We start from the raw sequence: 25,103 nt of genomic DNA on the forward strand, positions 1-25,103 counted from the left end.
CTCCTCAATTCACTGGCCGCCACGGCGCGAAGGTAGACGCTGACGTCGGCAGGACCGCGCCCAGCTCGGGACAATGGCGCAGCAGCACGGTCGTCATGGTGTTGTTCTCGACCCAGTCCATGCCCAGCGGTGAATAGATTTCAGGGCGGAAATCGGCGTTGAGGAACCGATCGCTTTGCAGCCGCCGTGATGCCATCAGGATAAAGATGCGGAACGCTGTGTCGCTAAAGCCGAACCCGTCCGGGGGCGTCTCGCCCAGCAGACCGATCACGGTGTCGACCTTGTCGACATGGCCATAGACATCCTTGAGGATGCGGTTGGTTTCCGGGCTCGCGGTCATGTCTTCAAACCGTGTGATCGGCGGCATGTGCAGACCCTTGCGAAACCCGTTGTAGCGGGGCACGTGGCGGGCGCGGGTGCGCACGATATCGACAACCGAAAGGTCGATCAGTTCGCCCGAGCGCTCCATGTTCTGCAACGCCTTCGGGAAATTGTGCAGCGTGATTGCGCCGGGATACGCGATACCAAGCGAATAAAGCGTGTTGCGCAGACCAAGCGCGCGCATTTTCTCGTCCGTTCTAGCACCCTGGATGCTGAGAAAATCGGTCCGTTCCGTTTCCGCCCCCGTCTCGTAGTTGTAAAAGACGTAGTCATCTGGGATCAGTGGGTGCATCCGGTAAACGGTCGCGAATTCCTCGGTCAGCGAATAGGGGGCAGAGTGGTGTATCGGGTAGGTCTTCGGGATCCCTTTCAGCGCATGCGTGTCCGTCAGCCACAGACCAAGGCGCGTGAACCAGGCATTGGACGGCGGGCCGTACCAATTGGTACTCATGCCGATCTCGAGCGCCTTGGTGCCGAGGATCGCGGGAGTCCATTCGATTGTGTGGATCTTGGCAATCAGCGCCGAAACGATCAGCCGCGCGGTCTGGTAGACCCGTTCCGGTGACCAAAGCGGGTAGGCGCGCTCCAGCTCTGCGCAAATGACGTTGTGTTCGCGTGCGAACAATGTGTGCATGGCCGACAGACCCAGCCACCAGCTTTCGTTGAATCCGGTCGCCTCGAAGCCATGCACGTTCGTCGGCAAGTATCCCTCGCCGTCCAGCCGCAGGCGACTGCCCATCTCTCCCTTGCCGTTACTCTCGCGCAGCTTGTTGGCATTGGCCCGGTTCGTGCCGTAGACCTCCGAGCCATCCCACCAGTGTGACGTGTCGTTTGCCGCCAACCACACGTCCGACAATGACGGGTGGGGGATGTTTCCGGCAATCCGCATGTCCCGTCCGGCGGTTGCGCCGGGTTCGTTCTTCCAATCCGGGTATCTGTCGGGGATCGTGACGCGCGTGTCGTTCTCGCCCAGCTTCTTGCGTGCGTGACTGACCCAGTCATGGACCTGAAACTGTATCCATGCTGCCGCCAGAACATTGAGGCTTCGGGCAGGGATAAAGCTTTTTCGGTCCATCAGCTCGCGGGCAACCAACACCGGGTTCGGATCGTCCTCGGGTTGGGGCTCGGGCGGCATGTTGCGGCCAAAGGTCGAACCGCGCGCGCCCATGGCCGTATCGGACATGTCGTTGAAATCTCCGGAATAACTTCGGAAACATAGGTTTTCGGCCGAGACGTTGCCCGGCACCGCGCGCGCTGCGGGTGGTGCCTCGCGGGGCTGCGTATCGATCAGGTTATGCTTGCGCAGATCGTGGCGCAGCGCATCGAGGTTCAGCAGGCTGATCAGATAGGGCAGCCGATGCCAGGGAACGCGCCGGTTTGCGCGCCTCAGAACGGCGCGGACCGAGCCGCCGATCAGCCGGTTGTGGACAGGAGCGGGCGGCTGTTTCCACCGCCTGCGCTGCCGATGCGCAAGTGATGCGTCATATGCCGCCTTGCGCGCCCGGTTCAGATTGCCAAGCGGTCGGAATTTCTCGGTCGTGTTCCAGGGATTGAACCCGGTATCCTCGATCCTGCGCCGCTCAGCGATTGCCTCGGCGTCGCTCAGATCGCGCTGTGGCAGGGTCAGGACCGCGACGCGAACCGGCGGGCTGTCGACATCGCGCCACTCGGTCGCCGCATCCTCGATTGGCGTCTTGGTTTCATCGACGAAACGCTGCACGCAAAGCTCGAACTGAACATCGTCCATTGCCAGTCGTGCGGCGAACTCCGCTTCCAACCTGCCCGGACCAGTGAATTCGCCCAATACTGAATTCGGGTTGATCGGTCGCAGAAAATACCGGACTGCTTCGTCGCCCCATCGTATTGCGCCACGGCTCCAATACGTCTCGAGCGCGAGGCTCTCGCAGATCCGCAATGCCGCGCGCAGATTGCGGATGATCCTAAGGGTTTCGGAGGGGCCGAAGACAAAGAACAGCCGCGCGATGCCAAGCCCGCGCGATAGCGTGCCGCCTGCAACCGCGTGGGCGAACGTCACGAACTGATAGGCATCGCGGGCGTGTGGAACGGCAAAATTCGTGGCCAGAAGATCGTGATGTTCGTCCTTCGACACGGCAACCCGCAGAGCGAGACCCCGCAGGTCCTTTTCGTCGTCGGATTTCAACGTGGATGCCGCGTTGGAAAAGCGGACCTCGACCGGATACTCGGCCCCCGGCCGGGCAAATCCCACCTGCAGATCCGGCGGCAGATCATCCACGATTCGAAGAGTTGCCCCACCAAAAGCAGCAATGGACTTGGCGTGAAAGGCGCGATCGACCGCTTTCGCCCCAGCAGCTTTCTTGGATTTAAGCTGTGCCTCCAGCATCAATTCGGCAAGTTCACCAAAACTGACGCGCTCGGCCTCGGGCGAGCCGCCCGCATATATTTCTTTCCACTTGGCCACGAACTCTCCACCTCGCTCGTTACAATGCTATGACAAGTGATCAGACTCCGACGCGTTTGCGTATTCCTTCCCAAATTGCCGACAAAACGCCCTCGGGATCGGGGCTGTAATGAGGCAGGGCGAGCCGGGTAATCCGCGCGTCGATGAGTGTTGGGCGACCTGATACCAACGCCGCTTTGAATGCTGGTTCAAATTCATCCAACCGGTCGACGGTAAATCCGCCAGCCCCGCATGCGCGCGCGTATGCGGCATAGTCCGGGTTGTCGAATTCGACCAATCCCGTCTTCAGGAATGCCGACAGTTGATAAAGCTTTATCAGTTTGAATTCCGCGTCGTTGAAAATGACCCAAATGACCGGGATGTCGTACTGAACCGCCGTCATCAATTCAAAACCGGTCATCAGGTAGGAGCCGTCGCCTACGGCTGCGACCACCGGGCGATCCATCTCGCCGAACTTGACGCCCATCGCACCGCACACCCCTATCCCCATCGGGCCGTAAGTGCCGGGCTTGCGGAAATTTTGGCCGTCTTTGAGTTCAATATAATAACCTGTCCAGGCCGCATGCGCGCCAGCGTCGGTCAGCACGACACCGCGTTCGGGCAGGTTGCGCGAAATCGCCTGCACCATCTCGCCCGGATGCAGCTTCTTCTGCGGCGCGATGATAAACCGTTCGTCGTAATCCTTGGGCCGATAGTCCTTTGCGGGAATAGGCCCGATTTTCGCATCCATACTTTCGTGCAGGGCCGTGAATGATAATCTTGCATCGCCGATAATCGCGTGATCGACGCGGTAAACCTTGTCGATTTCGCCGGGGTCGATGTTGATGTGCACAAGTTTCTTGTCCACGAAAAGCTCGTCATCGAAATCGAATGTGGCATGCTGGGCAAAGGAATTGCCCACCGCGATGACGATGTCGGCCTTGTTGAACAGATCCCACGCTGCCTTGTGCCCGGAATCGCAGAACAGGCCGATGGCCAGCGGGTGTTCCTCGGCCACGATGCCTTTGCCATCCATCGTCGTCAGAAGCGGGATTTGAAATCGTTCGATGAAAGCGCGGGTTTCAACATAAGCCTGACTACGGATTGCCCCGAAACCCGACAGAACAACCACGCGCTTACCCGCGTTGATCGCATTGGCCAAGTCCACCGCCGCAGCCTCGATGCGGGCGGGATCGGGCGCCGACGGGTCCGAATGGACCGTGATCGGGCGATAATTGGTGATCTCGATCTTTGGGTCGGTGATGTCTTCGGCAATTGCGATGTGTACCGGACCGGGCCGCCCTTCGAACGCCACGCGCAGCGCCTTTTCCAGCGTCCCGATGACATCGTCCGGATCGGTCACAAGATAGTTTGCGGGCCTGCCCGTCGCCGAATCTTTCTTGCAGACCGCGTCAAAGATCATCGACGAATCCGGTGTCCGCGCCAGCCCCGAGGTTTCATTCAACCCGCCGCGCCCCGTCCACGCCACCGTCGAATAGCCGCTGATTGCCAAGAGCGGATAGGAGTCCGTCAACGCGACCGACATCCCGGAAATCAGGTTGAACGCGCCCGGTCCCGCAGTTGCGAAACACACACCCAGCTTGTCCGTGAACATTGCATAGCCGCAGGCCATGAACGACGCGCCTTGTTCGTTCTTGGCAATCACCGGCCGGATCTTGTCCGAGGCGTCAAGCGCCAGCATCAGACCTGCCGCGTTTTCCCCCGCACCTCCGAAGGCGGCATCCACGCCGAGCGACTCGAGGGCGGCAACAATTGCTTCATATGTTCGCATCGGGTTCTCAACAAATTGAGACTACAGAAGGCGGCGCCAAAGCGCCGAGAAATACTTCCCCAATAATATCTCTTGATACCACGAAACGCCTGTTATGAGAATGAAAAATGCTCGGAAAAGTAGAACGGCACTTATCCGGCCCGTCGCCGGGCGGGATCGATTGCAAAGGGAACGTGGGTTGGGGCACGGTTTCCTAAGACAGTTCATAGCGCTATTTTTCCATCGAACGAGAATAGGACATGGACGACCAGAACAGCTCGACATCTGGCGATAGTACGAAGCGCTTTTCTGCGAAGCGAAAGCTTGCGGCGGTTCAGCGGCTGGTGCGCGGGCAGAGCCTGGAAGCGGTGTCGCGGAACCTGAACGTCCCGTTTCATCAGGTGTCGGAGTGGCGTGACAAGGTCTTGCTGGGGGCGGAGAGCGCGCTGAGGGAGCGCGGGCGTGACGCGCGTGATGACGAGATCGCGCGGCTGCAGGCCAAGGTGGCCGAGTATTGTTCCGCCGTTCACACCCCCTTGAGGCGCAGCTTTACCTTGTCAGATTATGATATCAGCGATGAGCGCACGTCTTGTGTCCGCAAGCCTTGATTTCACTAGTTCGCGGACATCGTTGTAGATCGCGGGGCTTAGCGTCATTTGCTGGGCTGACAGCCAGTAATCGAGCTCGTTCTTGCCCCACGATACGAAGAGGATATTCTGCTTTTTGTCCGAATGGTTAAAGTTGAAAGCGCCGATGGCCATGCTAATCACATCGCCGGTTGCTTCGGCACTACCGATCTGAAAATTGCCGCCTGTGGTGCTGGATGTCTCGAGGTCGAACAATCGAATCTTGCCGTCATCCGCAGTCAACCCGCGCAGAGCTTTGATCGCGCTTTCTATGATCTTGAATTGATTGCCCGTTGCGACCTGAGCCAGGGTGGTCAGGATAACTTTGTCAAAGCTGCCCTTGGCCTGCATCTTCTGGGACGCCTCAAAAGGCGTGTTTTCACGAATCCAGCCAAGGGACGACAGCACGTTCGAGTAGATATCAAACCAGTTCGCCCGCTCGCCAATCGGGTCCGCCTTGGCGTCTGCCGCTCGTTGGGCGAACAAGGTGGACAGCAGCACGTCTTCCTTTTGGCCCGGTGTCAGGTTTTCCACGAAGGAAATGACGCTGGAGGCGCTGACTGCGGCCTTCAAGCTTTGTTGATGGGCCGCGACCTGGGATGTGGGGTCGAACGGGTCGCCAGCGCGTGTCGATGCTGTCGCAAAGGACGAGGACACAGTCGCGCTGCGTGGAAGGCCACCCCGCGGCGCGGCGAGTTCTGTTGAGTTGATGATCGCCAGACGCTCTGTCAGATCACGTGGGGCGCGGTCCAGAAGTGGTGAGTTGGACGGGCCGCCTGAATTTGCAAAGGCCTTGGGCCAGGTCGTGCTGTGTCCGCGTGTGTCGACATGGGTAAAGCCGTTGTAGCGCCCGACACCACCCTGAAAGAAGCCTTCTTTATCGCGCAACCAACGCAACGCCTGCGCCACGTCAGGGGCCGCCATGCCGCACACTTGGAAATCCAACGCGTTGAAATTCAGGTGCTGGCTGCCGGTCGCACCGCCAATACACGCATTGTAAGCTGGCGCGCGATAGGAGTTGGTAATGGCAATCGGCTTGCTCAAGCGGTCCCTGAGGTGGTCGAGCACCTGAGCGGTCTTGGCGATATTCGTCCAAAGCCCGCGCGGGGGGTAAGTGTTCTTGCCTGCACAGGCGCTACCCGGGCTACTGTGGCCACCGCCGAGGACCAGGAATTCGTCGGTGGCGAAGTTTTTTAAGCCGAGGGATTTGATGAACGCGTCGAAATCTGCGTAGTCAGACCAATGCGCCGCTGCGGATGATCGCATGCCCGCACCGCGCGATTTAGCTTCGAAAATCCGCGAGACCTCTGCGTCAGGCAGTGGGTCGTCTTCATCCCCTTCGCCTTCATCAATCTGAGGAGAACTGGACGGTCTGACGGGCGGCGCGGCTGTGCCGACGCTTGCAACGTTGTGCAGATAAGGTTGCAGGGTGAAGGGCCGCTCCTTTACGAATTCCGGCTCCCGCACCAGTACTTCAAAGAGCTGCGGGGTTTGCGACGGGCTGTCGATCCGCGCCTCGATGGCGGCGCGAAAAGCCCGATAGCCGCCGTTGAATCGCCCGTTGTCCCACACATCCAGAAGTGCGCCGGTGAACGCACCGTTTTGCGCCCCGTCCATAGCGAATTGATCGTCCTTACAGGCCCCGAGGTTGAGAACTGACGCCTGGATGGGCGATGACAATGGCGCAGTCATCACGCTTTCCTTGAGGGCGCTGTATGACTTGGAGGCCGTGCGATAGGCGGCCTCGTTGGCGCGCCAGACGCGGTCTTCCACATAGTGCGGCATGGCGCGGGTGGCCGGGCCCGTTTGAATCTCGCGGCCCCATAATTGGATCGGCATCGGGGCGCTGCCCATCCGCGCCATAGACCCCGAGTGGCAGGTGTCGGGTACGATCAGGACGCGCACGCCCGCCCGGAACTCGGTCCAGAGCATGTAAAGTTCGTCATCGGCAATCTGGAAGTCATAAAGACACAGAGTCTCGTCCATCTTGATGTCGCCGTCATGGTCCTCGTCCTGATTGAAGTCCGGCAGGCGACCGCCGTGGGCGGAGACACTGAACAGGAACATATCGCCAGCGTTTAGATCGCGCGCCGCCTTTTGAATGTGCTCCACGACGTTTTGTCGCGTGGCGTCCTGCGTCAGCAGCAGGTCTGGCGCAAGCCCTTCGCCACTGGCAAGTGCCAGCATGGAATGGGCGTCCGCCTCGCAGGCGGTCAGCTTGCCGTCCCAGCCATCATAATGCCCGGGGTCGACCGCGTTCAGACCCACGTGTAGCGACATGCCTTTGGGCATGCCGCCGGCAATGACGGCGGGCGATTGCATGGCGCGCGAAAGCTCGGACGCGGAACCGAACGGGCCGCTGATGATCGGCCGCGGACCGCTGCGCGCATTGGCGATCCTGGCAATTTCACGAGCAAATTTGCGCGCGACATCCGCGTAACCCGCGTTGTTGGGGTGCAGGCCATCGTGCCAGCGATCATCACCAACCACCGTGCGGCAATCGATATAGGTCACGTTCGGCATGGCCTTGGCCGCACGCCGCAGCCTGCGATTGAACTGGTCCATCATGCAGCGCGCAATAGCCTTTTGCAGCGACTTGTCGCGGATCCCGCGAGATTCCATCGGTTTGCCCAGCCAGCGGTCCTTGTTGGGAACCGGATAGTCATAGCCGTGACACAAAATGTTGACGTGCGGAAAATGTTGATGCACCTGGCGAAACATCCGGCTGTAATGCGTAAGCGCATCATCCAGCAACGCCTGAAACGACGGCAGAAGATAGTCCTCGGGCGCAAAATCGGGGTCGAACTCTTCAAGGTGGGGCGCCAGTGCGCCGCCTGCGACCAGATCATTGCCGCCACCCGACAACAGCAAAATCTCGGCGCCGGTGTCACGCAGGGCACGAAGGTACTCCTTCTTGTCTGCCATATTCTTCAGCAAATCGCCCGCTGCCCCAAGCGAGTAGATCGCGTAGGGGTTCATCAGATAGTCGATCGTATCTATCAAAAGGATCGGATACTGGAACCAGCTATCGCCTTCCGAGACAATGAGCGGGCCGTCATAACCAGCTGCGATTTTCCGTTGGTAAAGAGCCTTGCGGTTCCAGCGCGCCATCCAGTTGGCGGAATTCATCGCCATCGCAGAGCGTTCGGCGGCACCTGCACCGCGCGGAATCTGCACAGTTGCCGGATTGAACTTGAGGCGCGGGGAGAAGGGCCCGGAATTTTCGACGTCGACGATGAAGTACTTGGCCAATGCGTCGTCTTCGGCACCAAGGTTGGACATCTTCGACATCAGCTGTTCAACAGTAATTTTCGACATGATCAACTCCTTGATGATTATTCACTTACTGGTTTTCTCGATGGCGTCTGATCGTCTCGAAGATATCAGAGGTGATGGTTTGGTCGTCGGCTAATTCCACCTGTGAAACGCGGTCGTTCTCGCGCCGGGGCATTGAAATTTCGTTCAGCTGAAACAAGGCGCCGCGCGCGCTGAATTTTGGGTCATCGGCAATTTTCGCCATCCCCAGAAACGGCCGGGCCGCGCTGAATATCGGCACATCGTTGTCTTTGGAACTGGACGATGCGAGGTAGCGATCTTCAAAGGCGCGCGACACAAGATGGATTATGGATTTCCCGTAAATTCCGAAATGCACCCTGCCTTCCAGACCGTGATCCGGGATATAGATGCGGGCGCGTGGATCGGCGTTGCTATCTATGACCGGGCTTACTTTCGGCTTCCTTGAAGTGCTTTTGCGGCGTGTCCTGCCCTCAATGGGCCCGTTCATTTTTTCGATGAACGGAATCAGTAATTTTTCGGCGCGCGGCATTCCGATGGCGGGGTGGATCAGGTGAACCGTGTCGAACAAATCCTTCGAGCGCCAGTTTCCAACTGCGCTATGGGCGCGATCCCGGGCCTTGGAATCCTCGTCCAGCGCGGCAAGAATCTCATGGACCATCAGGACCCCGGCGCCTTCGGCAACAATGTGAATCTCGCAACCCGTGTCTTGTCTGAGCTTGATCAGATCAACAAGGCAAAGCTTGGCAAAGCCCTGTTTGATGCGCTGCAGCTTGTCGAGTTCGGCAGGCTCGAACGGCAATTCCCCACTGCCACGTATCGCCCGCCGCGCGCCCATTTCGATGTCCCGCCAGAAGGCGCGCCCGACCCCGCGCACGCGGTTTTCGATCAGGTCGTCAAGGTGGGTTGCATGCTCGCCCGCCTGCGCCTGGCAACTGTCGAAAAGCCCCTGAAGAACCTCCATGGATTTCTCGACGAAGTTGTTGCACCAGAAAATCGAATAGGGATACAGATCCAGACCCTTGATGAGGGCCTTGCGCTGGACGGCGGCCTCGAAGGCCTTCTTCGTCCCTTCCAGGCTGCCCGGAATCCAGACCAGAACGCCCTTGTAGGATCCGGCTTTTTCCTCTGGGCTTGCCTTGGGGTCAAATTGCTTTTCCAGATATTGGCGGGTCCGGGTCCAGCCGTCCGAAAACGACGGATAGGACCCGGTCGAGACCTGAAACCCGTCATCGAGATGCATGTAATGGCCGACGAGTTCCGAGCATGGCGTCGAGCCTGTCTGGATCTTGCCATGTATGCCCTTGATCCCCTTCTCGCCAACAGATGCACCGAAAGCAGTCGGCGCATAGACAGCCAGCCGCAGTATCCAGCTGTCGACCACATTCTGCGCCCAATCGGCATAAGACCACAGGGCGATGCCTGCCAGTCCATTGTAGCCGCCCCATTTCGGACCCCATGAGTTCAGGACATGAAAACCCTTTTCGTCATACCCGGTCAACACGAACGCATGCGTCCCGGTGACGCCTTGTTTGGGTGGCCATGTGATCTCACCGCCCTGCTCTGGGTTGGGATCGGCCCAGCCATCATGAATGTTGGCGGTCGTCAGGATCGCTTCGGCATCGTTCAGGGCCGCATGAAAATGGTTGAGAACCGAAGCCAACCGAAAATAGGCGCCCAAGCCCACATTGCGGGCTGCTTTGGCCTGATCAACGGTCGGAAACAGCCGTGAGCCGTCTTTGCTGGTCTGGTTGTAAGAGCTGCTTTGCCAACGATCTGGTTCAATCGCGTCCTCGCACAGTGGCCAGTCCATGCAAACGCCGTGGTGATAAAACCCTTTGATTGCCGAGCGCAGCGTACGCACGCCCTCGATAGACTGGGTTTCCTGGTCTTCCAGATCAGGGTAACGGTCGTGAAAAAATGCCATCCGGTACAGCATATCTGCGCTAACGATATCCGGCAGGAATGGTTTGGTCCCGTCAAACGTGGCGGCAGAGGTTTTTCCGGCGCGCCGTAACCACTGTAAATTGCGCTGGATGTCGATCAAATTTGCAAGGGCAAAGCCAACGCAACGTCCGCTCTGACCTTGGTTTCGGACACCAAATATAGGCATGTGCAGATTGGTTTCGGGATCAAGCGAAACCAGTTTCGGATCGATCGTTACGACATCCCGCAGCACTGACAGATTCGGAATATAGTTTTGATCGCGCAAATCGATCCAATCTGCACGAACAGAGCCTTTTTTTATGAATTTTTCAAAGTCCATAGTTGCGATCACTAAACTTGAAATTGATCATAAAAATGAATTTTTTTTGTAGCAGCGTAGCATGGATCGCAATGTGAGTGGAGAGAAAGCTGAGTGAACCATGGGGAAAGGTCGTAGCCAGGGCAGCATTTCTGGCGGTGTTGACGCGTGACGTGTAGAAGTTTCCTTTCTGGTCCGACCCAGAGATTGGTCATGAAATGACTGGGCAAAAGAGCGTCACCGAATCTGAATACATTGCCTGATTACGATCAGGCTATGAAGGCGCGACCATAAGGTTCAGCGTGTGCGGTCGACGTTTGCGTCGCGATTCCCGTTGGTGTTCAGGGTCGGGAGTCGTCCCGTCTCCTGCACCATAATTTTGCGAAACACATGGGCAAGGTTGCCAGCCGGGACGCTTGGAGATGTTATTTTCAAGCGGCCTTGCTCAGGCTCGTCAGTGGCCTTGAAACAGGGCTTTTGCATACCTCGAGAGGCCTATGCCCAGAATCTGCACTTCGCTTCAACGTTGAATTTTGTGTTCGTTTATGCTAGATTAGCGGCGTCTTCATATTTGGAGAATCGTCATGAAATTTTTTGTTATTATTTTTACTGCTGCTATTTCTCTTTCGACCACCAACGTTGCGCTAGCTCAGGCGACCTGTAATCCTGAAGTCCAGGTCTGTCGCTGATGGATCGTGACAAGAGCCAAAAGCCGATGACATGCCCGATGGTCTAGCCCTCTTTATAGGGGCTGCCATTATAGCGTTTTTCTCTTACGACCGCTTTGATAGAGTGACCCATCAAGGCGGTCGACAGCTTGAGCGCGTGGTAAGCCTGTTGTCGCCCAATAAGATGCGCGCGCGGCGTGTTGTATTGCGCGCGTATGTCTTTTATGCACTCGCGCTTCTTATAATCTACCTGTTTATGTGTGCCTATGCCGAGCTTTTGCCGCTTGTCGGCGGGCCTGCCCTGAATGGCGAGGCTATGGGAGCAAGCGGAATTCCCGTTGCGGGCGTCGACGTGACGTCTCAGCTGACAACCGGGTTCAATCCGTCGGACACGCCGGGGGATCAACAAATCTCGGACGTGGCTATTCCCGAGGCGCAAGGCAAGCGCCTGGGCATCGATCCGGCTGTTTCCTTGACCGTGGCCCTGATCATCGTCGGGCTTGCCCCCAGTTTTCCGGCCCTGCAAAGGGTCGAGAACTGGATCCGTCTGACCGCGCATAGGTTGGCCGGCATTCCCACCTGGGTCATAGGTGCCAGCGAGGATCTCAGCCGCAATGCCTTGGGCATACTGCCTTTGGACGAAAACAAGATGCCCACCGATCTGCTACTGATCCCTCAGGGGTCCTGGGAGAGGATGATGCAGTATCAGATCGGCGCCAAGGGCAAGCTGACCGCGCCGGATGAGTTTCACCACGATCTTGAGATCATCTTCGCCAGCGCGTCCTGGATTCTGGACCGCAAGCTCAAGCTTGCCAATTCCAGTGGGCGCCGGGATTTCGATGCGCTGGAAAACAACCTGCGACAGCGCATCGCGTCATTGATTCAAGATCTAGATGAAAAGACGGGCTACCGCCCGGGCCACATCACGCCGTTTGCAGTAGCGAAAGACTCGGAGGGCGCAGAAGGCCTCGGCGGCGTGCGAAAAGACGATGACGGTCCCATCGAATTGCTGCGTGAAAGCTGGGACCGGCTAGCTGGCGAAACCGCCGATCTTGCCAACGACCTCCACATCCTTCTGGCGCTTTATGTAGAGCACGAGATCATCACGACCCAAGAGATGACTCCAGCCGCCAAAGCCGGGCAGAAAGACATCGCACGCCAGCGCGTCCTCGCCCGTAAGAAGCTTCAGGATTTTCTGGGATCGATGCTTGCTGATCGGACCGCGTCCGGTCGGCTTCCGCTCTCGACCATGACCGTCTGGTTCTGGACTATGGCGGTTGTGCTCGTCGTCGCGCTGCTCTGGAGCATGTTGCCCGGCAGACTTGAAACCGCGCTGCAGTTCGGAAATCCGGGCAGCGGCTATTCCCGCGCGACAACCTATATTCTGGGCGCTTTCAATCAGTATTGCATCCCGATGCTTGTGGCGCTGATGATCCGTGACGGCGCCCTGCAATCTGAGCGATGGAACAATATCTGGGCGTCACACTGGACGACGGGTTTGCCCCAGGCCGCAGTCGTCATATCCGTCTCTTGGGCCGTGGCCGCATTGATCATCATAGGCCTGGGTCTTTGGCAGTCCGCGCTCGATCAAAGCTGGGAAGCCAATTCCGAGCGCGTGTGGAAAACTCTGCGGGCCACCTTCGAGTACAATGCGCCGTCCGCCTTCCGAGGCGCTATTCTGGCCTGGATCGCGCTGTGTCTTCTTGATTGGCCTGCATCGAATGACGACGATCGGATGGCGTCGAGCTTTCGTTGGGCCACATGGTCAGCGGCAATCATGGCAGTTTGCGGTATGATTACCCGCTATGCAATGTCGCTGGCCGCTCTGGCCCGCAGCTCGCGACCCAAGCTGGACGAGATTGATTATGGACTCATCTCATACGCAGCTATTCTCGCGGCTATCATCGGCTTTGTCGTGATCTTCTGCCTCGCTGAGGCGATCAGAAGCGCACGCGTCGGTTCTGACTTGCGTAACCCGACACGCTTGCGATCCAAAGCGAGTGCCGACACTGCACCTACGGCGGGGGAATGAAATATGAGGATGATGTTTCTCATCTGGTCGATCATTCTGGTGCTGCCGACCGGACTGTCCGCGCAGACAGCCCAAGTCGGGGAAAGGTCGACGGTCATGATCGGCGCACGCATCGATGGTCGCCCCTTTATCTGGCAAGACGCGGTGACAAAAGAATATCTGGGTTTCTTCTGGGACATCTGCACCGATGCTGTCACCCGCGCGGGCTACAAGTTCGAAGCGCAGCAGATCGACGCCGCCACGCGCAAGCAGTTCCTGGAGACCGGGGAAGGGATTTTCGACCTGCTTTGCGATCCCACGACCATCACGCTGAGCCGGATAAAGGAGTTCATCGATCTGAATAATGGAAAACGCCTGCGGTTTTCACCCATCGTTTTTGTGGCAAACGGGTCCTACGTCTTGTCGGCCCAGCACCCGTCAACGGCGGGTGGCTTTGGCCAATTCGATGAGCGGATCGTCGGCTGCGCCGAGGCGATCGCGGGAGAGAAAAAGTCGACCGCACCCGAGCCCCCGGAAGAGTCCGGCTTTCTTCAGAGGCTGGCCAGCAGGATTCCCATCCAGATGTTGCCGCCGGACAACGCTCCGGCCTCCGTGGAAAACAAATACGAAATATGGGGATATGTCGACGGTACGACCAGCAAGGGCATCGTTGACAGGGCGATCAAACGGTCTGCCGACCAAGTCACGATCTGTCCCAGGCCCTTAGCTACGCACGCGGAGGCGGCAAGGGAGTTCTGCGCCGGGCGGCTTGCCCGTTATTACGGTGACGTCGAGATCGTCCGGGCCGCCATCGAAGAGGTCCCTGCAACTGGCGGCACCAAATGCGAGGCCGATTTCAAGCCAACGGCAGGGGGCAGTTATGAGCCTTATGCCTTCGTAGTGTCGGGCAGCAGATTCCGGACGTTGCCCGAAGAGTTTGACCACGCGCTTTACGGGATGTTCAGTGATGGCTCGATCGACCGGCTCTTCGACGGGCACTTCCCGGATAAAAGAAAATCGCAATTCCTGAACACCCTGTTCCGCATCAACAGTCTGCCCCCCGGAACGCCGCAGGAGCAACCTTAAAGAGACTCACTGACCTAATTCAAAGATCGCTGTTGCCGACCCTATTAGTACTACAGTTGCGTATTGAGTGCGTATTGGGGCGAAATTTCCGATGTGCGACAGCGGCGACAGTTTGGTGTTTCCGTCGCTATCGCGACCAGTCCCAGATGAAGGCGGCGGTCAGCATCGGTCGGGGCATGGGGCGTGTGGTCAGGTGGCGAATTTCCGATGTGGTCAGCGTGTTTCGGAGCTGGGCGATCATGCTACTTCCGGTTAGTTCTACGGACTCGTTTTGTTCGGTTTGCTGAAAGCCGTTTGGCGCTGATTTGCGCTGAGCCTCACAAGCAACGCGCTTGCAGCCATCACCAGGCTCATGTGGCGATGCCATCCGTGCCATGAGCGCGCCTCGCAATGATCGAGGCCCAGATCATCCTTGGCGCGCAGGAAGCATTCCTCGATCGTCCGCGGTCGGTTTCAGCGTAATTCAAACGATCGCGGCAGCAAATTCAGTGAACTTCTCTGTCGGCGTCAGTCCAGCACCTTGATTGCCGTCGCCAATACTCTTGCGCCAAACGCTTGAAGCGACTTGTGGGAACAGATATTACAGTGTTTTACCAGTATCTTATGATTGGCAATTGACGGCTGTTGCATGCTCCCGCAACCAACACACTTTACGGAAATACTCCACGGGATGCCTTCGAGTGCCAAGTTGGGCGATGTTAGCTCGAAGTCTTGCATGACAATTTGCATGACATTTCGCATGACTTTTATTTATAATATTACTTATTATCAATACGTTACGTAAAATTCTTGATGATTGAGAATCCTCCTCGGTCCGCCAAGACGACCCCCTTAAAATCCATTTAAATCTTTAAATTCAAAGAAAAATTTCGAGATTGCCGTGTTTTGGCTTTAACCAATTGCATGACATTTTGTGTGACATCAGTCCATAAATGTGGAGTCCATGTGATCGGGTTTCGCGATGCAAAAAGACTTGGACCTGACGAACCGGCGCGGTGTCTGGGACCTTGTGAGGCGCATCCCGAAGCGGTTTGAAGTGGTTGAGACCCGTAAGCGTATTGTGTCAATCTCACTTGAAACAGATTCTCATCGGTTGGCACGGGATAAGGCGGCTGGCGTCTGGCAGGCGCAGCTTGACCATTGGCAGGCCAAGGTTGATGGGAGGTCCGCCGATGCCCGTGTTGCATATGAGGCAGTCCGTAAGGTGGCACAGGGACGGGGTTTTAACTATCTTTCGGTGGCACAGGTTGCGACCCTTCCAGACGACGCGCTGTTGAATCGGATATCTGCGCGATTCCGAAGCGCACTGCTGAACGCCATCGCGCCCAAATCTGGTGCAATTATTGATAAAGAATTGCACAAACGGCGCTGACAGGCGCTCCGGTTCAAGGGTTTCCTTCATATAGTATTGCACATACTGCGCGAGTGACGAGCCCCAACTCACGGGTTCCGGTGCCGTTAGGCGTCCGCGAATTGGCTGAATTGGCAGATGTAGCCCCCGCAACCATCAGCCGGTTTGAAAGCGGCAAAGGTGGTCTGCAGATGCGTTCTTCAGACGCTCTGCGCTCAGCGCTTGAAGGGCAGGGCATTCAGTTTCTCGCAACAGGCGATATAGCGAAAGTCCCCGGCGTGGCACTGCGGCGCAAGCCTGCGTGAGCTAGACGCTCTCTTGGTTTAGGCAGCCATTGGTTCCAAAAGTCTGACGACGGACACAACGAGCTCGATCCTGCCGTTCGCTGCGCCGACCATGAAGGTCTGCACAGCGGGACCAAGAGGACCTTCGAATTTTTGAAACCAAGGTCCGGCCTTGGCATTGTGTAAACGCTGCTTGGGCTAGTCTCGTAGGTGGTAGGTCAATGCCGCCGCGATACATGTTTTAAGGGCGCAACTGAGCGGACCCAGTTCACCGTCAAGAATAACCGCTCGGTTCTTTGAGAATGTCAGAGACCCACCGAATTGTTGACGAAACTCCTCAACCAAAGTGGTGTTGCAGTTGAAGAACAGCGCAGGCATGCTAGAGATCTTTTCGATACCAAGTCGGATCGTACTTCCAGTCTTGTTCTTGGTCGTGACGTAGGCCGGTTCGCCCCAACGTAGGGTCTCTTCAATCGGTCCGATGCGCGGGTCATTGCCGGCAACGTCAAATATCAACTGGCGGACGTCAAGCAGGGCTTTGCGGTGTGGTGGTGAGACCTCTTGGAACGCCTGTAGGACGTTGGGCGGAATGGTTTTCATATAGCTCATGACTGGCTCTCCACTGGCAGGAACATGTCGCTGCGTAGATCTTCCGGCTTGGTATCGACCGGCGAGTTGAGGTAGGCTTCAGAGGCGGGGCGTTCGGAAATTTCAAAGCCGGATTTTGGCAACCAGACGCCGTAGAGCCAACGGTATGTATCTTTCATATCTGCGTAGGGGCCTTTGTATTCCAGCTTTGCATAGATACCTGCGGGACGCCGAAGTTCTTCAGTTCCTTCAGGCAACTCAAGCTTATCAGAGCACGGTGAGCATGCAGCAGACCGCAGATCGTCCTGAGCGACAAGATTACTGCCAGTATCGGTCACGTCTGTCGGAAGCCTATTAATGGCGACGACGTTGCGGCCTAACTTCTTCCCTGACGAAAGCTGATTATGATCGACATCCATGTAGCCCTATGCGGGCTCAGCCATCGGCGATAATTTCGTCAAACCGCGTAAGCACATCCAGATAGTCCGGGTCGTGGTTCCAAGAAGGAATACCATCAAGCAGAACCTGTTTCGACAGTCCTGGATGGGCGGCGAGCCACCTTTTTCCGGCTGTGATGGCTCCCTTCTTGTCGCCCTTCAGCCACAACGTTCCGAACAGCATCCGGTATGCCCATTGCGCACGCGGCGCGGCACGCAGGCCCTTCTCAATCCGGGCTATTGAGCCATCGTAGTCCTTCAACGCCCTGAGGCAGGCGGAGCGGCCGAACTCAATGTTGAATAGAAACGGATCGAGTGGACTCAGGGCCTCGGCGCGGTCGAAATGCTCGAGTGCCGCGTGGGGCCGACCAAGGTAGCAAGTAACCCATCCCAGCCTCAACCAGCCCCAGGCATTATTTGGATCGATGTCGAGGGCACGCAGCGCAAGCTCCTCGGACAACCTGAAATCCTTCAGCGCAAGAGCGGCCGTTGCACTGAGCGCCGTCAATGCCGGCGCGTGATCGTCGACCAACTGCAGCGCCGAGTCAAAATCCGCGCGCGCCAATTGCCGCGCCGCCTCGGGCTGCAAGGTCCAGAGATAGCAGCATCGGTGAGAGTGGCACCATGCCCGTTGCGCAAGCGCGGGGCCAAAATCCGGGGCCTTTTCTACCGCTGCGTCGAGCAAGGTGACCGCGCGCTCGTTCTCAAGGCTGTCGTGAACCCAAAAATGTGGAAAAGCGGTCAGCATAAGCTCGTATGCGGACCGCGCCTCAGGCAGATGCCTGCGAGCACGTGCTATTTCTGCGGAACGTAGATTTGGCAGAATTTGGCCGGCCACCTGTGCGGCTATCCGGTCCTGAAGATCGAACAGATCATCGATGCGGTCGTCGAATCGCCCTGACCAGAGCGCATGACCGCTTTTCCCATCTACGAGTTGTATCGAGATACGCACCCTGTCTCGGGTCCGCCTCACACTTCCTTCCAGCAAATAGTCGACACCCAGCGCCAAGGCCGCGTCCGGAGCCGAAATCGTAAATTTCGGCAGCGCGAACACCGATTGACGCGCGATTACATGAAACGCTTGGATTCGACTCAACGCGCCCGTGATCTCTTCAACCACGCCCTCCGCGAACATGTCTCCCTGTTTCACGCCCAGTTCGTCGAAGGGCATAACTGCAAGCGCGGGCTGTTCGGTTCGATCATGTGCGGCTGAAGTTGGATCCGACTTGGAGGGCACGTCCGTGCGCGCTCGTTCGGTGCGTAGCCAGTCCTCGAATCCTTCAGAGGGAAGATCGAAGCCCTGAAGAAAGTCCCCGTCACCGCGCTCACAGGCCAATAGATCGGAACCGAGCCAGACTGCCTGACGGTCCGCGGACAAAAGGCCCTCTGGCAAAAGCCGCCGTAACGTCGATAATTCCTGCCGCAGCGACGCGCGCGCCTGTTTCTCGCTGCGGTCTGACCAGAGCAGATCAGCCAACAGGGCGCGTTCGGCACGAAAGCCGGGCTGACAGGCCAGATAGGCGAGCATACCCTGCGCCCTGCGGCTAAGCCCGACATGCGCCCGCCCGTCCGAGTCCGTTGTCCGAAAGGAGCCATTGAGATGCACTATGAGCTTCGGCATGTGTTCAATCTAAGGGATAATTTACGGTGCGTCAGTTGGTTTTGACGAAATTATTGCATTAAAGGCGGTCTGGGCACCGAGCCAATTTACGATGATCTTATGAGCATCGGTCAGACTTGGGACTGTTCACATCCACAACCGGAGGACTTTCACCATGACCAAAATCATCCCAAACCGCACCGTTACTCACACAACCGCATGGGACAATTTCCTTGTCCGTTGGCTTGCCGCCGGCCGCGAAAACCAGCTTTCTCGCCGCGATCACGAGACTCTCTCGCGATTGCCTGTCGAGCGCCTCGCCGACATGGGCATTCCCGCGACAACCGACGCTAACCGGCGCACAAGCGGAGAAGCTGGGCTCTTACCACCTGCTGACCTATGGTAACATCGTCGCTGAGTGCTCGTATATGGTCTAGTTCGGTTTTGTTACCGCGGTCATTGCCTTTGAACATACTGCTACGCCGCAAGGCCAATTTCCGCCCGCAATGTCGAGGGCAGATCCCACAATTCCGGCCCAAAGGAGACGCTGACGGTCCCGGCAATCGCTGCGACGCAGTTTTCGCGTTGCTGCCATTCTCCGATCCCGCAGTATTTCATTTGGGTTTCAGTCAGCTAATTTTTGAATTTTTGGGACAGGAGGTCAACTAGATAGCAGAGCTTTTTGAACTGCTTCATCCCATCCTATGTAAAACATAGTCTTGTCATGTATTATCGGACGCGCCATCACCTTGGGTTGAGCTGATATCTGCGCTTCTGCCTCTGAATTTTTCAGCCAATCACTGAGCCCTCGGTAGTCGTTCGTTTTTCGATCCACCAGCCGATCCCCAAACTCTGCAATCAGCTCAGCCAATTCAACCTCGCTCAAAGGCTCGGCCCGAACATCGCGGAAACTGACATCCCTGCCCTCAGCCTCCAACGCCTTGCGGGCCTTTTGACAAATTGCGCAGGTGTTCAATCCGTAGATCTTCATGTCGCAATTTCCTCTGGTGATAATCATGCAGCTTCATGCATCCAAGCCTACGGCGCAACCAATTCGGTGCGTGCCCGAGGCAGGATTCGACTGGTTCTGCCGAAAGATGTGCAGCTGATCAATGTACTTCCAGATGGTGCGAGACACCAATGCGCCCGATCTGGTATGTTGCGGCCATGAAAAAGATTCCCAAGGAAACCGCACATGATGCACTTGTTCAGGAGTTCCTGAACAATGGGGGCAAGGTCAGCATCGGGAAGACCAAACCCCTTCCTAGTGAGCTGGGTTTGAGTAACAATGCATGGAACAACAAGCTGACCAGAAAACAAAAGGCCGCGCGCGATAAGAAGTGATGGTTCAAGGTGGATCGTGATCGTTCCGTGAAGACCCCTGCCGTTTCCGGCCCACACCCGACCTCGGAAAGGGAGTTAAACAGTGCAGTGCAACTTACAGGTCGTCCAGCCACCTGGAGAATACCGGTTCAGTTAAACAGCCCGAGCGACCAGGGTCAGTCAACGCGAGTTTTCCGGAGATCACACTGATGCCGACTCTTTCCGAAAAGACAGTTTTCATCACCGGCGCAAGCCGCGGCATTGGGCGGGCGATCGCTCTGCGCTGTGCGCGTGACGGGGCCAATGTTGTAATTGCCGCAAAATCCGATCAACCGCATCCCAAGCTTCCCGGCACGATCCACACGGTCGCGGATGAGGTCGAAGCCGCAGGCGGCAAGGCCTTCCCGATAAAACTCGACGTACGCGACGATGAAAACGTGCAGGCAGCGATGGCACATGCGGCGGATGCCTGCGGTGGCATCGACATTCTGGTTAACAATGCCAGCGCGATCTTTCTGGGCCCGGTGCAGCAGACGGACATGAAACGCTTTGATCTCATTCATTCGATCAATACCCGCGGCACACTTCTATGTTCAAAAACCGCAGCCCCCTATCTGAAAGAGGGTGAAAACCCACATATCCTGACCCTGGCTCCCCCGATCAATTTGGGTCAGAACTGGCTTGGCGGTTATATTCCCTACACTGTCACGAAGTATGGGATGACGCTGTTGGCGCTGGGCTTGGCCGAAGAATTGCGCGGCGACGGTATTGCGTCCAACACGCTATGGCCAAAAACGACGATTGCCACGGCTGCGATCGAGTTTGCCCTCGACAAATCACTGTTGGCCCGCTCCCGAACACCGGCCATCATGGCCGATGCGGCACATGCCATTTTGACGACTAACAGTCGGGAGCTGAGCGGTGAATGCCTCGTTGATGAGCCGTTCCTCAGAGATCACGGAATGACAGAATTCGATCATTACAAGAATGACCCGGCCTGTAAGGATCTCATGATTGACCTTTACATTGATACCTAAAGCGTTTCGCGAAAAACCCGTATCACAGCTTTTCGCGAAACGCAGCGCGCGACAAGAGTGTTGCGTGCGTTTGGAAAGCAAGGACGAGTTGTTAATACTCGAATCTTTTGAATGTTCATTCCAAAGCCACTGGATAGAAATCTCATCTCTGCTGCGAATGGCGGCATCCCGCCCTAACTGCTCAAGCTGAACCCTGACTGCGGGGCTAGTCGCGCCCGTACGATCAATCGAGGTATCGTCCCAGCAGCACAGCTACGAGATAACGTGTTCAGCCCTTCAAGTGCCCAGGCCAGACCCAAAGCTCACCCAGCAAAAGCTTCAGCCACCGCGATATCCGCCATTTTCAGTACAGCCTCCCGGCTGCTGGCTACCGCGATGAACCGCCCGTTGTGGCAAAGCTTCGTCCCCGAGACACCGCTGACAGCTCCAAGTTGGTCGTCGGTCAATCCCGCCCACGTGGCAGGTAGATCAGCGCGGTTGTCGAACGTGTCGTCGTCCAGGCGGATCGTGGTCAGCGCCCAATCGGTGCCACGCGGGTGGATCACGAACAGCAGGTGGTCAGCGCCAGCCTTTTCCACATCGTACCGATGGACCAAAGGCCGATCATGCACTAACTTTCAATCTGGACCACCCGATGGGGGCACTCCATTATTGTCATCGCCACCGATGACCCCGAAGCAATGTTGATGTCATTCCTTCAATCTACCTATGCGGCTGCGGCCAAGATCGGGAATTGGGACCGCGCCGCACTGGAGTGTGAGCTTGGCAAACCGGGCGCGCCCCCCGCGCTATACGCAGGAGTAGGAAGGAATGCTTTCAGTTGTACTCAAAGCGCGCATGTTTCTTTGACATGGGTCTCGAAGAACTCAGAGAATGTTGCCACCCGCAGTGGAAGTTGATTGTAGGGCGGGTAGTATAGCGTCAGCCAGACTTCGGATATCGCCCAGTCAGGCAGAATTTCGATCAACCGCCCCGCGTCCAGATCGCCCGCCACGATAAAGCGCGGCAAAAGCGCGATGCCTTCACCGTTCAGCACCAGTTGCGCCAAAAAATCACCGTTGTTGGCGCTGATGATGCCTTTGGCCTTATGGCTAAGGTGATTTGCCCCTTTGGAAAGCTCCCAAACCTCTTCCTGAGCGTCTGACTGGTAACTGAGGCAGGCAAAGCCCGCGAGGTCTTCAGGTGTCTGCGGGCGGCCCTTGGCGGCGATGTAATCGGGGGGCGCCACCAGAACCCGCGGCACTTTGCAGATTTTGCGCCAGATCGTGGACTTGTCGGTTGGCGGCCCCGAAACCCGGATGGCGAGGTCGTAATCCTCCTCGACGATATCGACGAAGCTGTCCGAGAGGTTGACGGCGACATGCGTCTGCGGATGCAGCGTTGCGAACTGCGACAGGACGGTAGGCAGCACCTTCAACCCCAGCGACATGGGCGCGCTGATGCGGATGCGACCCGCGGTCATGCCCTGTGCTTCGCGCGTTTCCTCCACTGCTTCTGCCAGTCCCTGCGCCAACGGCGTCACCCTTGCGGCATAAAGCGCACCGGCAGATGTCAGCGACACCCGCCGCGTCGTGCGCACCAGAAGCTGCAAGCCCAGATTGTCCTCAAGGGCCGCAATGGTCCGCGTGACCGAGGCAGGCGTCATGCCAAGCTGACGGGCCGCCCCGGCGAAACTTTCCAGTTCGGTCACGGCAAGAAAGACGCGAATAGATTCCAGTTCACCCATGCCGCTATTATTACGTCAAGCGCAATGGTGAATGCAAGATTATACCTGTTCTAGTGAATGACCGCGTGCCTTATGTTCGGGATCAAGCAAGATCAGCCACGAAGGAGCCCGTCATGCTCACCCAGATCAAAGGCCTGCACCATGTCACGTCGATGGCGGCGGATGCGCAGAAAAACAACGATTTCTTCACCAAACTCCTCGGCATGCGCCGGGTAAAGAAGACCGTCAACTTCGATGCACCCGATGTCTATCATCTCTATTACGGTGACGAGACCGGCACGCCGGGCTCAGTGATGACCTACTTTCCCTTCCCACATATCGTGAAGGGTCGACGTGGCACGGGCGAGGTGTCTGAGACTGCGTTTGCCGTTCCAGAAGGCTCGCTCAATTACTGGCGCGACCGCCTTGCTCTTGCGGGGGTCCGTATCATCGAAGAACTGGTTCAGTTCGACGAAAAGCGCCTGCGCTTTGCCGGGCCTGACGGCGATGGCTTTGCATTGGTCGAGGTTCCGGGGGATCCACGTGCTCCTTACAACGGCAGTCCGGTCCCAGCGAGCAAGGGCATCCACGGCTTTCGTGGCGTGACCATGCGCCTGCGCGACGGGGCCGCCACGGCCAAGCTTCTGACGTTTATGGGATACCATGAGGTAGACCGAGAGGGCCCGCTGATCCGTATGGCGATCGAGGGCGGCAATGGTGCCGACGTGATCGACCTTGAGGTCCGCCCCGATGAAACACAGGCGCGCGAGGGCGCAGGGTCGGTCCATCACGTCGCCTTCGCGGTCGAGAATCGCGCAATGCAGGCTGAGGTCCGCAAGGCACTGATTGACGCTGGCGCGCACGTCACGCCGGTCATTGATCGCGACTACTTTTGGGCGATCTATTTCCGCACCCCCGGCGGGATTCTGTTCGAGATCGCAACAAGCGAGCCAGGTTTTGATCGGGACGAGGACGCAGCGCATCTGGGCGAGGCGTTGAAGCTGCCCGAACAGCACGCCCATCTGCGCGCGCGTCTGGAAAAAACTCTGCCGGTCATCGCAGGCTAGGCCAAGCAGCCGGACCTACCACCGTCGCGAATACCAATCTTTCCACTGACAAAGAATAGGAAATCAAGATGAACACCCGTGAACTCGAAACTGTCTGGGCCCCACGTATGCTCAGTGTCTTGCGGATCGTGACTGCACTGATCTTTCTCGCGCACGGATCGCAAAAGCTACTCGGTTTTCCCGCGTCAGACGGTATGCCTGACCCCTTCACGATGGGATGGATCGCGGGGGTGCTGGAGCTGTTCGGAGGCGCCCTGCTGGTCGCTGGCTTGTTCACCCGCCCGGTCGCCTTTGTTCTCTCTGGTCAGATGGCGGTCGCCTACTTCATCGCGCATTTGCCGCAGAGTTTTTTCCCTGCCCTGAACGGCGGGGATGCAGCGATCCTTTACTGCTTTGTGTTCCTCTATCTCGTCTTCGCTGGTCCAGGTCCTTGGAGTGTCGACGCCACGCGCCGTCAGCGTTCGGCGTAAGCAGAGCGGCTACCTGACACAGAATGTGGCCGGGCGCTGCACAGGCGTCGACCGGCGACGCTCTCGGTAAATCCTCAGCACGAAACCACCATAAATTAACCCAACTGACAGGAGAAAGACCATGACCGTCAAACTCGCAATCATCTATTATTCCAGCTACGGCACCAACTACGAGATGGCCACCATCGCGGCCGAGACGGCAAAGGCCGCAGGTGCAGAAGTGAGGCTGTTGAAAGCGCCTGAGACTGCCCCTGCCGATGTCGTCGCCAGCGTCGATGCCTGGAAAGCGCATGCCGAAAGCACGGCCGGAATCCCCGAGGCAACCGCCGAAGACATGGAGTGGGCAAACGCCTATTTGATCTCGGCCGGAACCCGCTTTGGCGTGATGGCCAGCCAGATGCGTGCCTTCATCGATACGCTCGGCGGTGTCTGGTCCAAGGGCGGGCTGGCGAACAAGCCGGTATCGGCGATGACCTCCGCCCAGAATACGCATGGCGGGCAGGAGTCCACTTTGCTGTCGCTTTATACCACCGTCATGCACTGGGGCGGGTTCGTCGTCGCACCCGGCTATACCGATGAGGTCATCTTCAAAACCGGCGGCAACCCCTATGGCTATAGCCACACGCAGGGCGCGAAGTTCACCGACGAGGTGAAATTGGCCATCGGCCATCAGGCACGCCGTCTGGTAGAGATCGCGGGAAAGCTGAGCGGAAGCGATGCCTAATGCGCTTTGATCAGGC

The 25,103-nt window shown here is 57.5% G+C and carries 20 protein-coding genes and 2 pseudogenes; 11 read left to right on the forward strand and 11 right to left on the reverse strand.

What is annotated here, in order from left to right; genetic code table 11:
- Nucleotides 1–4: 4 nt before the first annotated feature.
- Nucleotides 5–2,821 (reverse strand): peroxidase family protein, encoded by a 2,817-nt coding sequence (locus U3654_RS19540; protein ID WP_324753191.1) that lies wholly within the window; start codon nucleotides 2,819–2,821, stop codon nucleotides 5–7.
- 40 nt (nucleotides 2,822–2,861) lie between these two features.
- Nucleotides 2,862–4,592, reverse strand: a complete 1,731-nt coding sequence (locus tag U3654_RS19545) for a thiamine pyrophosphate-binding protein (RefSeq protein ID WP_324753192.1) — start codon at nucleotides 4,590–4,592, stop codon at nucleotides 2,862–2,864.
- A gap of 239 nt (nucleotides 4,593–4,831) precedes the next feature.
- On the opposite strand from U3654_RS19545, the gene U3654_RS19550 reads away from it, so the two are divergent.
- The gene (locus tag U3654_RS19550) at nucleotides 4,832–5,179 is read left to right on the forward strand and encodes a transposase (RefSeq protein ID WP_324753193.1); all 348 of its coding nucleotides are present in this window, start codon (nucleotides 4,832–4,834) and stop codon (nucleotides 5,177–5,179) included.
- Here U3654_RS19550 and U3654_RS19555 read toward each other — a convergent pair.
- On the reverse strand, nucleotides 5,129–8,515 hold the full coding sequence (locus tag U3654_RS19555; protein WP_324753194.1) for a D-Ala-D-Ala carboxypeptidase family metallohydrolase: 3,387 nt from the start codon (nucleotides 8,513–8,515) through the stop codon (nucleotides 5,129–5,131). The genes U3654_RS19550 and U3654_RS19555 overlap by 51 nt on opposite strands.
- Nucleotides 8,516–8,540: 25 nt before the next feature.
- Nucleotides 8,541–10,757: a C1 family peptidase gene (locus tag U3654_RS19560; RefSeq protein WP_324753195.1), complete on the reverse strand. Its 2,217-nt coding sequence runs from the start codon at nucleotides 10,755–10,757 to the stop codon at nucleotides 8,541–8,543.
- A 771-nt stretch (nucleotides 10,758–11,528) separates the two neighbouring features.
- On the opposite strand from U3654_RS19560, the gene U3654_RS19565 reads away from it, so the two are divergent.
- A complete protein-coding gene (locus tag U3654_RS19565; RefSeq protein ID WP_324753196.1) occupies nucleotides 11,529–13,436 on the forward strand; it encodes a hypothetical protein in 1,908 nt (635 codons plus the stop codon).
- Between the two features lie 9 nt (nucleotides 13,437–13,445).
- On the forward strand, nucleotides 13,446–14,501 hold the full coding sequence (locus tag U3654_RS19570) for a substrate-binding periplasmic protein (RefSeq protein WP_324753198.1): 1,056 nt from the start codon (nucleotides 13,446–13,448) through the stop codon (nucleotides 14,499–14,501).
- 258 nt (nucleotides 14,502–14,759) lie between these two features.
- On the opposite strand, the pseudogene U3654_RS19575 reads toward U3654_RS19570, so the two are convergent.
- Nucleotides 14,760–14,942, reverse strand: a pseudogene (locus U3654_RS19575) (IS701 family transposase); the annotation flags it as partial.
- 520 nt (nucleotides 14,943–15,462) lie between these two features.
- Between U3654_RS19575 and U3654_RS19580 the strand changes: the two are divergent.
- Nucleotides 15,463–15,873 (forward strand): hypothetical protein, encoded by a 411-nt coding sequence (locus tag U3654_RS19580; protein ID WP_324753199.1) that lies wholly within the window; start codon nucleotides 15,463–15,465, stop codon nucleotides 15,871–15,873.
- 461 nt (nucleotides 15,874–16,334) lie between these two features.
- Here the strand turns inward: U3654_RS19580 and U3654_RS19585 are convergent, their stop codons facing one another.
- From U3654_RS19585 to U3654_RS19595, 3 genes are read right to left on the reverse strand one after another with little or no spacing between them, the layout of a single operon-like run.
- Complete coding sequence (locus U3654_RS19585; RefSeq protein WP_324753200.1) at nucleotides 16,335–16,745, reverse strand: DUF1801 domain-containing protein; 411 nt, start codon at nucleotides 16,743–16,745, stop codon at nucleotides 16,335–16,337.
- Nucleotides 16,742–17,143 (reverse strand): GyrI-like domain-containing protein, encoded by a 402-nt coding sequence (locus U3654_RS19590; protein WP_324753201.1) that lies wholly within the window; start codon nucleotides 17,141–17,143, stop codon nucleotides 16,742–16,744. The genes U3654_RS19585 and U3654_RS19590 overlap by 4 nt, the downstream gene beginning before the upstream one ends.
- A 16-nt stretch (nucleotides 17,144–17,159) precedes the next feature.
- Entirely contained in the window at nucleotides 17,160–18,689 is a 1,530-nt protein-coding gene (locus U3654_RS19595) for a tetratricopeptide repeat protein (protein WP_324753202.1), read from the reverse strand.
- Nucleotides 18,690–18,936: 247 nt separating this feature from the next.
- Here U3654_RS19595 and U3654_RS19600 point away from each other — a divergent pair, with 247 nt between their 5' ends.
- Nucleotides 18,937–19,167: a hypothetical protein gene (locus U3654_RS19600; protein ID WP_324753203.1), complete on the forward strand. Its 231-nt coding sequence runs from the start codon at nucleotides 18,937–18,939 to the stop codon at nucleotides 19,165–19,167.
- A gap of 255 nt (nucleotides 19,168–19,422) precedes the next feature.
- Here the strand turns inward: U3654_RS19600 and U3654_RS19605 are convergent, their stop codons facing one another.
- The gene (locus U3654_RS19605; RefSeq protein ID WP_324753204.1) at nucleotides 19,423–19,752 is read right to left on the reverse strand and encodes an arsenate reductase family protein; all 330 of its coding nucleotides are present in this window, start codon (nucleotides 19,750–19,752) and stop codon (nucleotides 19,423–19,425) included.
- Between the two features lie 176 nt (nucleotides 19,753–19,928).
- On the opposite strand from U3654_RS19605, the gene U3654_RS19610 reads away from it, so the two are divergent.
- Nucleotides 19,929–20,105, forward strand: coding sequence for a hypothetical protein (locus U3654_RS19610; protein WP_324753205.1), 177 nt, complete (start codon nucleotides 19,929–19,931; stop codon nucleotides 20,103–20,105).
- Nucleotides 20,106–20,293: 188 nt separating this feature from the next.
- Nucleotides 20,294–21,121, forward strand: a complete 828-nt coding sequence (locus tag U3654_RS19615; protein WP_324753206.1) for an NAD(P)-dependent oxidoreductase — start codon at nucleotides 20,294–20,296, stop codon at nucleotides 21,119–21,121.
- Between the two features lie 302 nt (nucleotides 21,122–21,423).
- Here the strand turns inward: U3654_RS19615 and U3654_RS19620 are convergent.
- Nucleotides 21,424–21,699 (reverse strand): annotated as a pseudogene (locus tag U3654_RS19620) (MYG1 family protein); the annotation flags it as partial.
- A 78-nt stretch (nucleotides 21,700–21,777) separates the two neighbouring features.
- On the opposite strand from U3654_RS19620, the gene U3654_RS19625 reads away from it, so the two are divergent.
- On the forward strand, nucleotides 21,778–22,020 hold the full coding sequence (locus U3654_RS19625) for a DUF5996 family protein (protein WP_416384608.1): 243 nt from the start codon (nucleotides 21,778–21,780) through the stop codon (nucleotides 22,018–22,020).
- Here U3654_RS19625 and U3654_RS19630 read toward each other — a convergent pair.
- The gene (locus tag U3654_RS19630) at nucleotides 21,948–22,847 is read right to left on the reverse strand and encodes a LysR family transcriptional regulator (RefSeq protein WP_324753208.1); all 900 of its coding nucleotides are present in this window, start codon (nucleotides 22,845–22,847) and stop codon (nucleotides 21,948–21,950) included. The genes U3654_RS19625 and U3654_RS19630 overlap by 73 nt on opposite strands.
- 113 nt (nucleotides 22,848–22,960) lie before the next feature.
- Between U3654_RS19630 and U3654_RS19635 the strand changes: the two genes are divergently transcribed.
- The 3 genes from U3654_RS19635 to wrbA all read left to right on the forward strand — a co-directional run bounded on the left by U3654_RS19635 (nucleotide 22,961) and on the right by wrbA (nucleotide 25,087).
- On the forward strand, nucleotides 22,961–23,893 hold the full coding sequence (locus tag U3654_RS19635) for a ring-cleaving dioxygenase (RefSeq protein WP_324753209.1): 933 nt from the start codon (nucleotides 22,961–22,963) through the stop codon (nucleotides 23,891–23,893).
- A gap of 68 nt (nucleotides 23,894–23,961) precedes the next feature.
- On the forward strand, nucleotides 23,962–24,363 hold the full coding sequence (locus U3654_RS19640; protein ID WP_324753210.1) for a DoxX family protein: 402 nt from the start codon (nucleotides 23,962–23,964) through the stop codon (nucleotides 24,361–24,363).
- Nucleotides 24,364–24,484: 121 nt separating this feature from the next.
- Nucleotides 24,485–25,087: an NAD(P)H:quinone oxidoreductase gene (wrbA, locus tag U3654_RS19645; RefSeq protein ID WP_324753211.1), complete on the forward strand. Its 603-nt coding sequence runs from the start codon at nucleotides 24,485–24,487 to the stop codon at nucleotides 25,085–25,087.
- Nucleotides 25,088–25,103: the final 16 nt, after the last annotated feature.

Origin of the sequence: Roseovarius sp. Pro17 (assembly GCF_035599575.1) — a bacterium.
Lineage (GTDB): Bacteria > Pseudomonadota > Alphaproteobacteria > Rhodobacterales > Rhodobacteraceae > Roseovarius.

Coding starts and splice junctions, on each gene's coding strand:
- U3654_RS19595 (WP_324753202.1), bottom strand. CDS start 18,689: ATGCTCGCCTATCTGGCCTGTCAGCCCGGCTTTCGTGCCGAACGCGCC.
- U3654_RS19615 (WP_324753206.1), top strand. CDS start 20,294: ATGCCGACTCTTTCCGAAAAGACAGTTTTCATCACCGGCGCAAGCCGC.
- U3654_RS19560 (WP_324753195.1), bottom strand. CDS start 10,757: ATGGACTTTGAAAAATTCATAAAAAAAGGCTCTGTTCGTGCAGATTGG.
- wrbA (WP_324753211.1), top strand. CDS start 24,485: ATGACCGTCAAACTCGCAATCATCTATTATTCCAGCTACGGCACCAAC.
- U3654_RS19640 (WP_324753210.1), top strand. CDS start 23,962: ATGAACACCCGTGAACTCGAAACTGTCTGGGCCCCACGTATGCTCAGT.
- U3654_RS19590 (WP_324753201.1), bottom strand. CDS start 17,143: ATGGATGTCGATCATAATCAGCTTTCGTCAGGGAAGAAGTTAGGCCGC.
- U3654_RS19600 (WP_324753203.1), top strand. CDS start 18,937: ATGACCAAAATCATCCCAAACCGCACCGTTACTCACACAACCGCATGG.
- U3654_RS19550 (WP_324753193.1), top strand. CDS start 4,832: ATGGACGACCAGAACAGCTCGACATCTGGCGATAGTACGAAGCGCTTT.
- U3654_RS19545 (WP_324753192.1), bottom strand. CDS start 4,592: ATGCGAACATATGAAGCAATTGTTGCCGCCCTCGAGTCGCTCGGCGTG.
- U3654_RS19630 (WP_324753208.1), bottom strand. CDS start 22,847: ATGGGTGAACTGGAATCTATTCGCGTCTTTCTTGCCGTGACCGAACTG.
- U3654_RS19605 (WP_324753204.1), bottom strand. CDS start 19,752: ATGAAGATCTACGGATTGAACACCTGCGCAATTTGTCAAAAGGCCCGC.
- U3654_RS19570 (WP_324753198.1), top strand. CDS start 13,446: ATGATGTTTCTCATCTGGTCGATCATTCTGGTGCTGCCGACCGGACTG.
- U3654_RS19580 (WP_324753199.1), top strand. CDS start 15,463: ATGCAAAAAGACTTGGACCTGACGAACCGGCGCGGTGTCTGGGACCTT.
- U3654_RS19585 (WP_324753200.1), bottom strand. CDS start 16,745: ATGAGCTATATGAAAACCATTCCGCCCAACGTCCTACAGGCGTTCCAA.
- U3654_RS19635 (WP_324753209.1), top strand. CDS start 22,961: ATGCTCACCCAGATCAAAGGCCTGCACCATGTCACGTCGATGGCGGCG.
- U3654_RS19555 (WP_324753194.1), bottom strand. CDS start 8,515: ATGTCGAAAATTACTGTTGAACAGCTGATGTCGAAGATGTCCAACCTT.
- U3654_RS19610 (WP_324753205.1), top strand. CDS start 19,929: ATGAAAAAGATTCCCAAGGAAACCGCACATGATGCACTTGTTCAGGAG.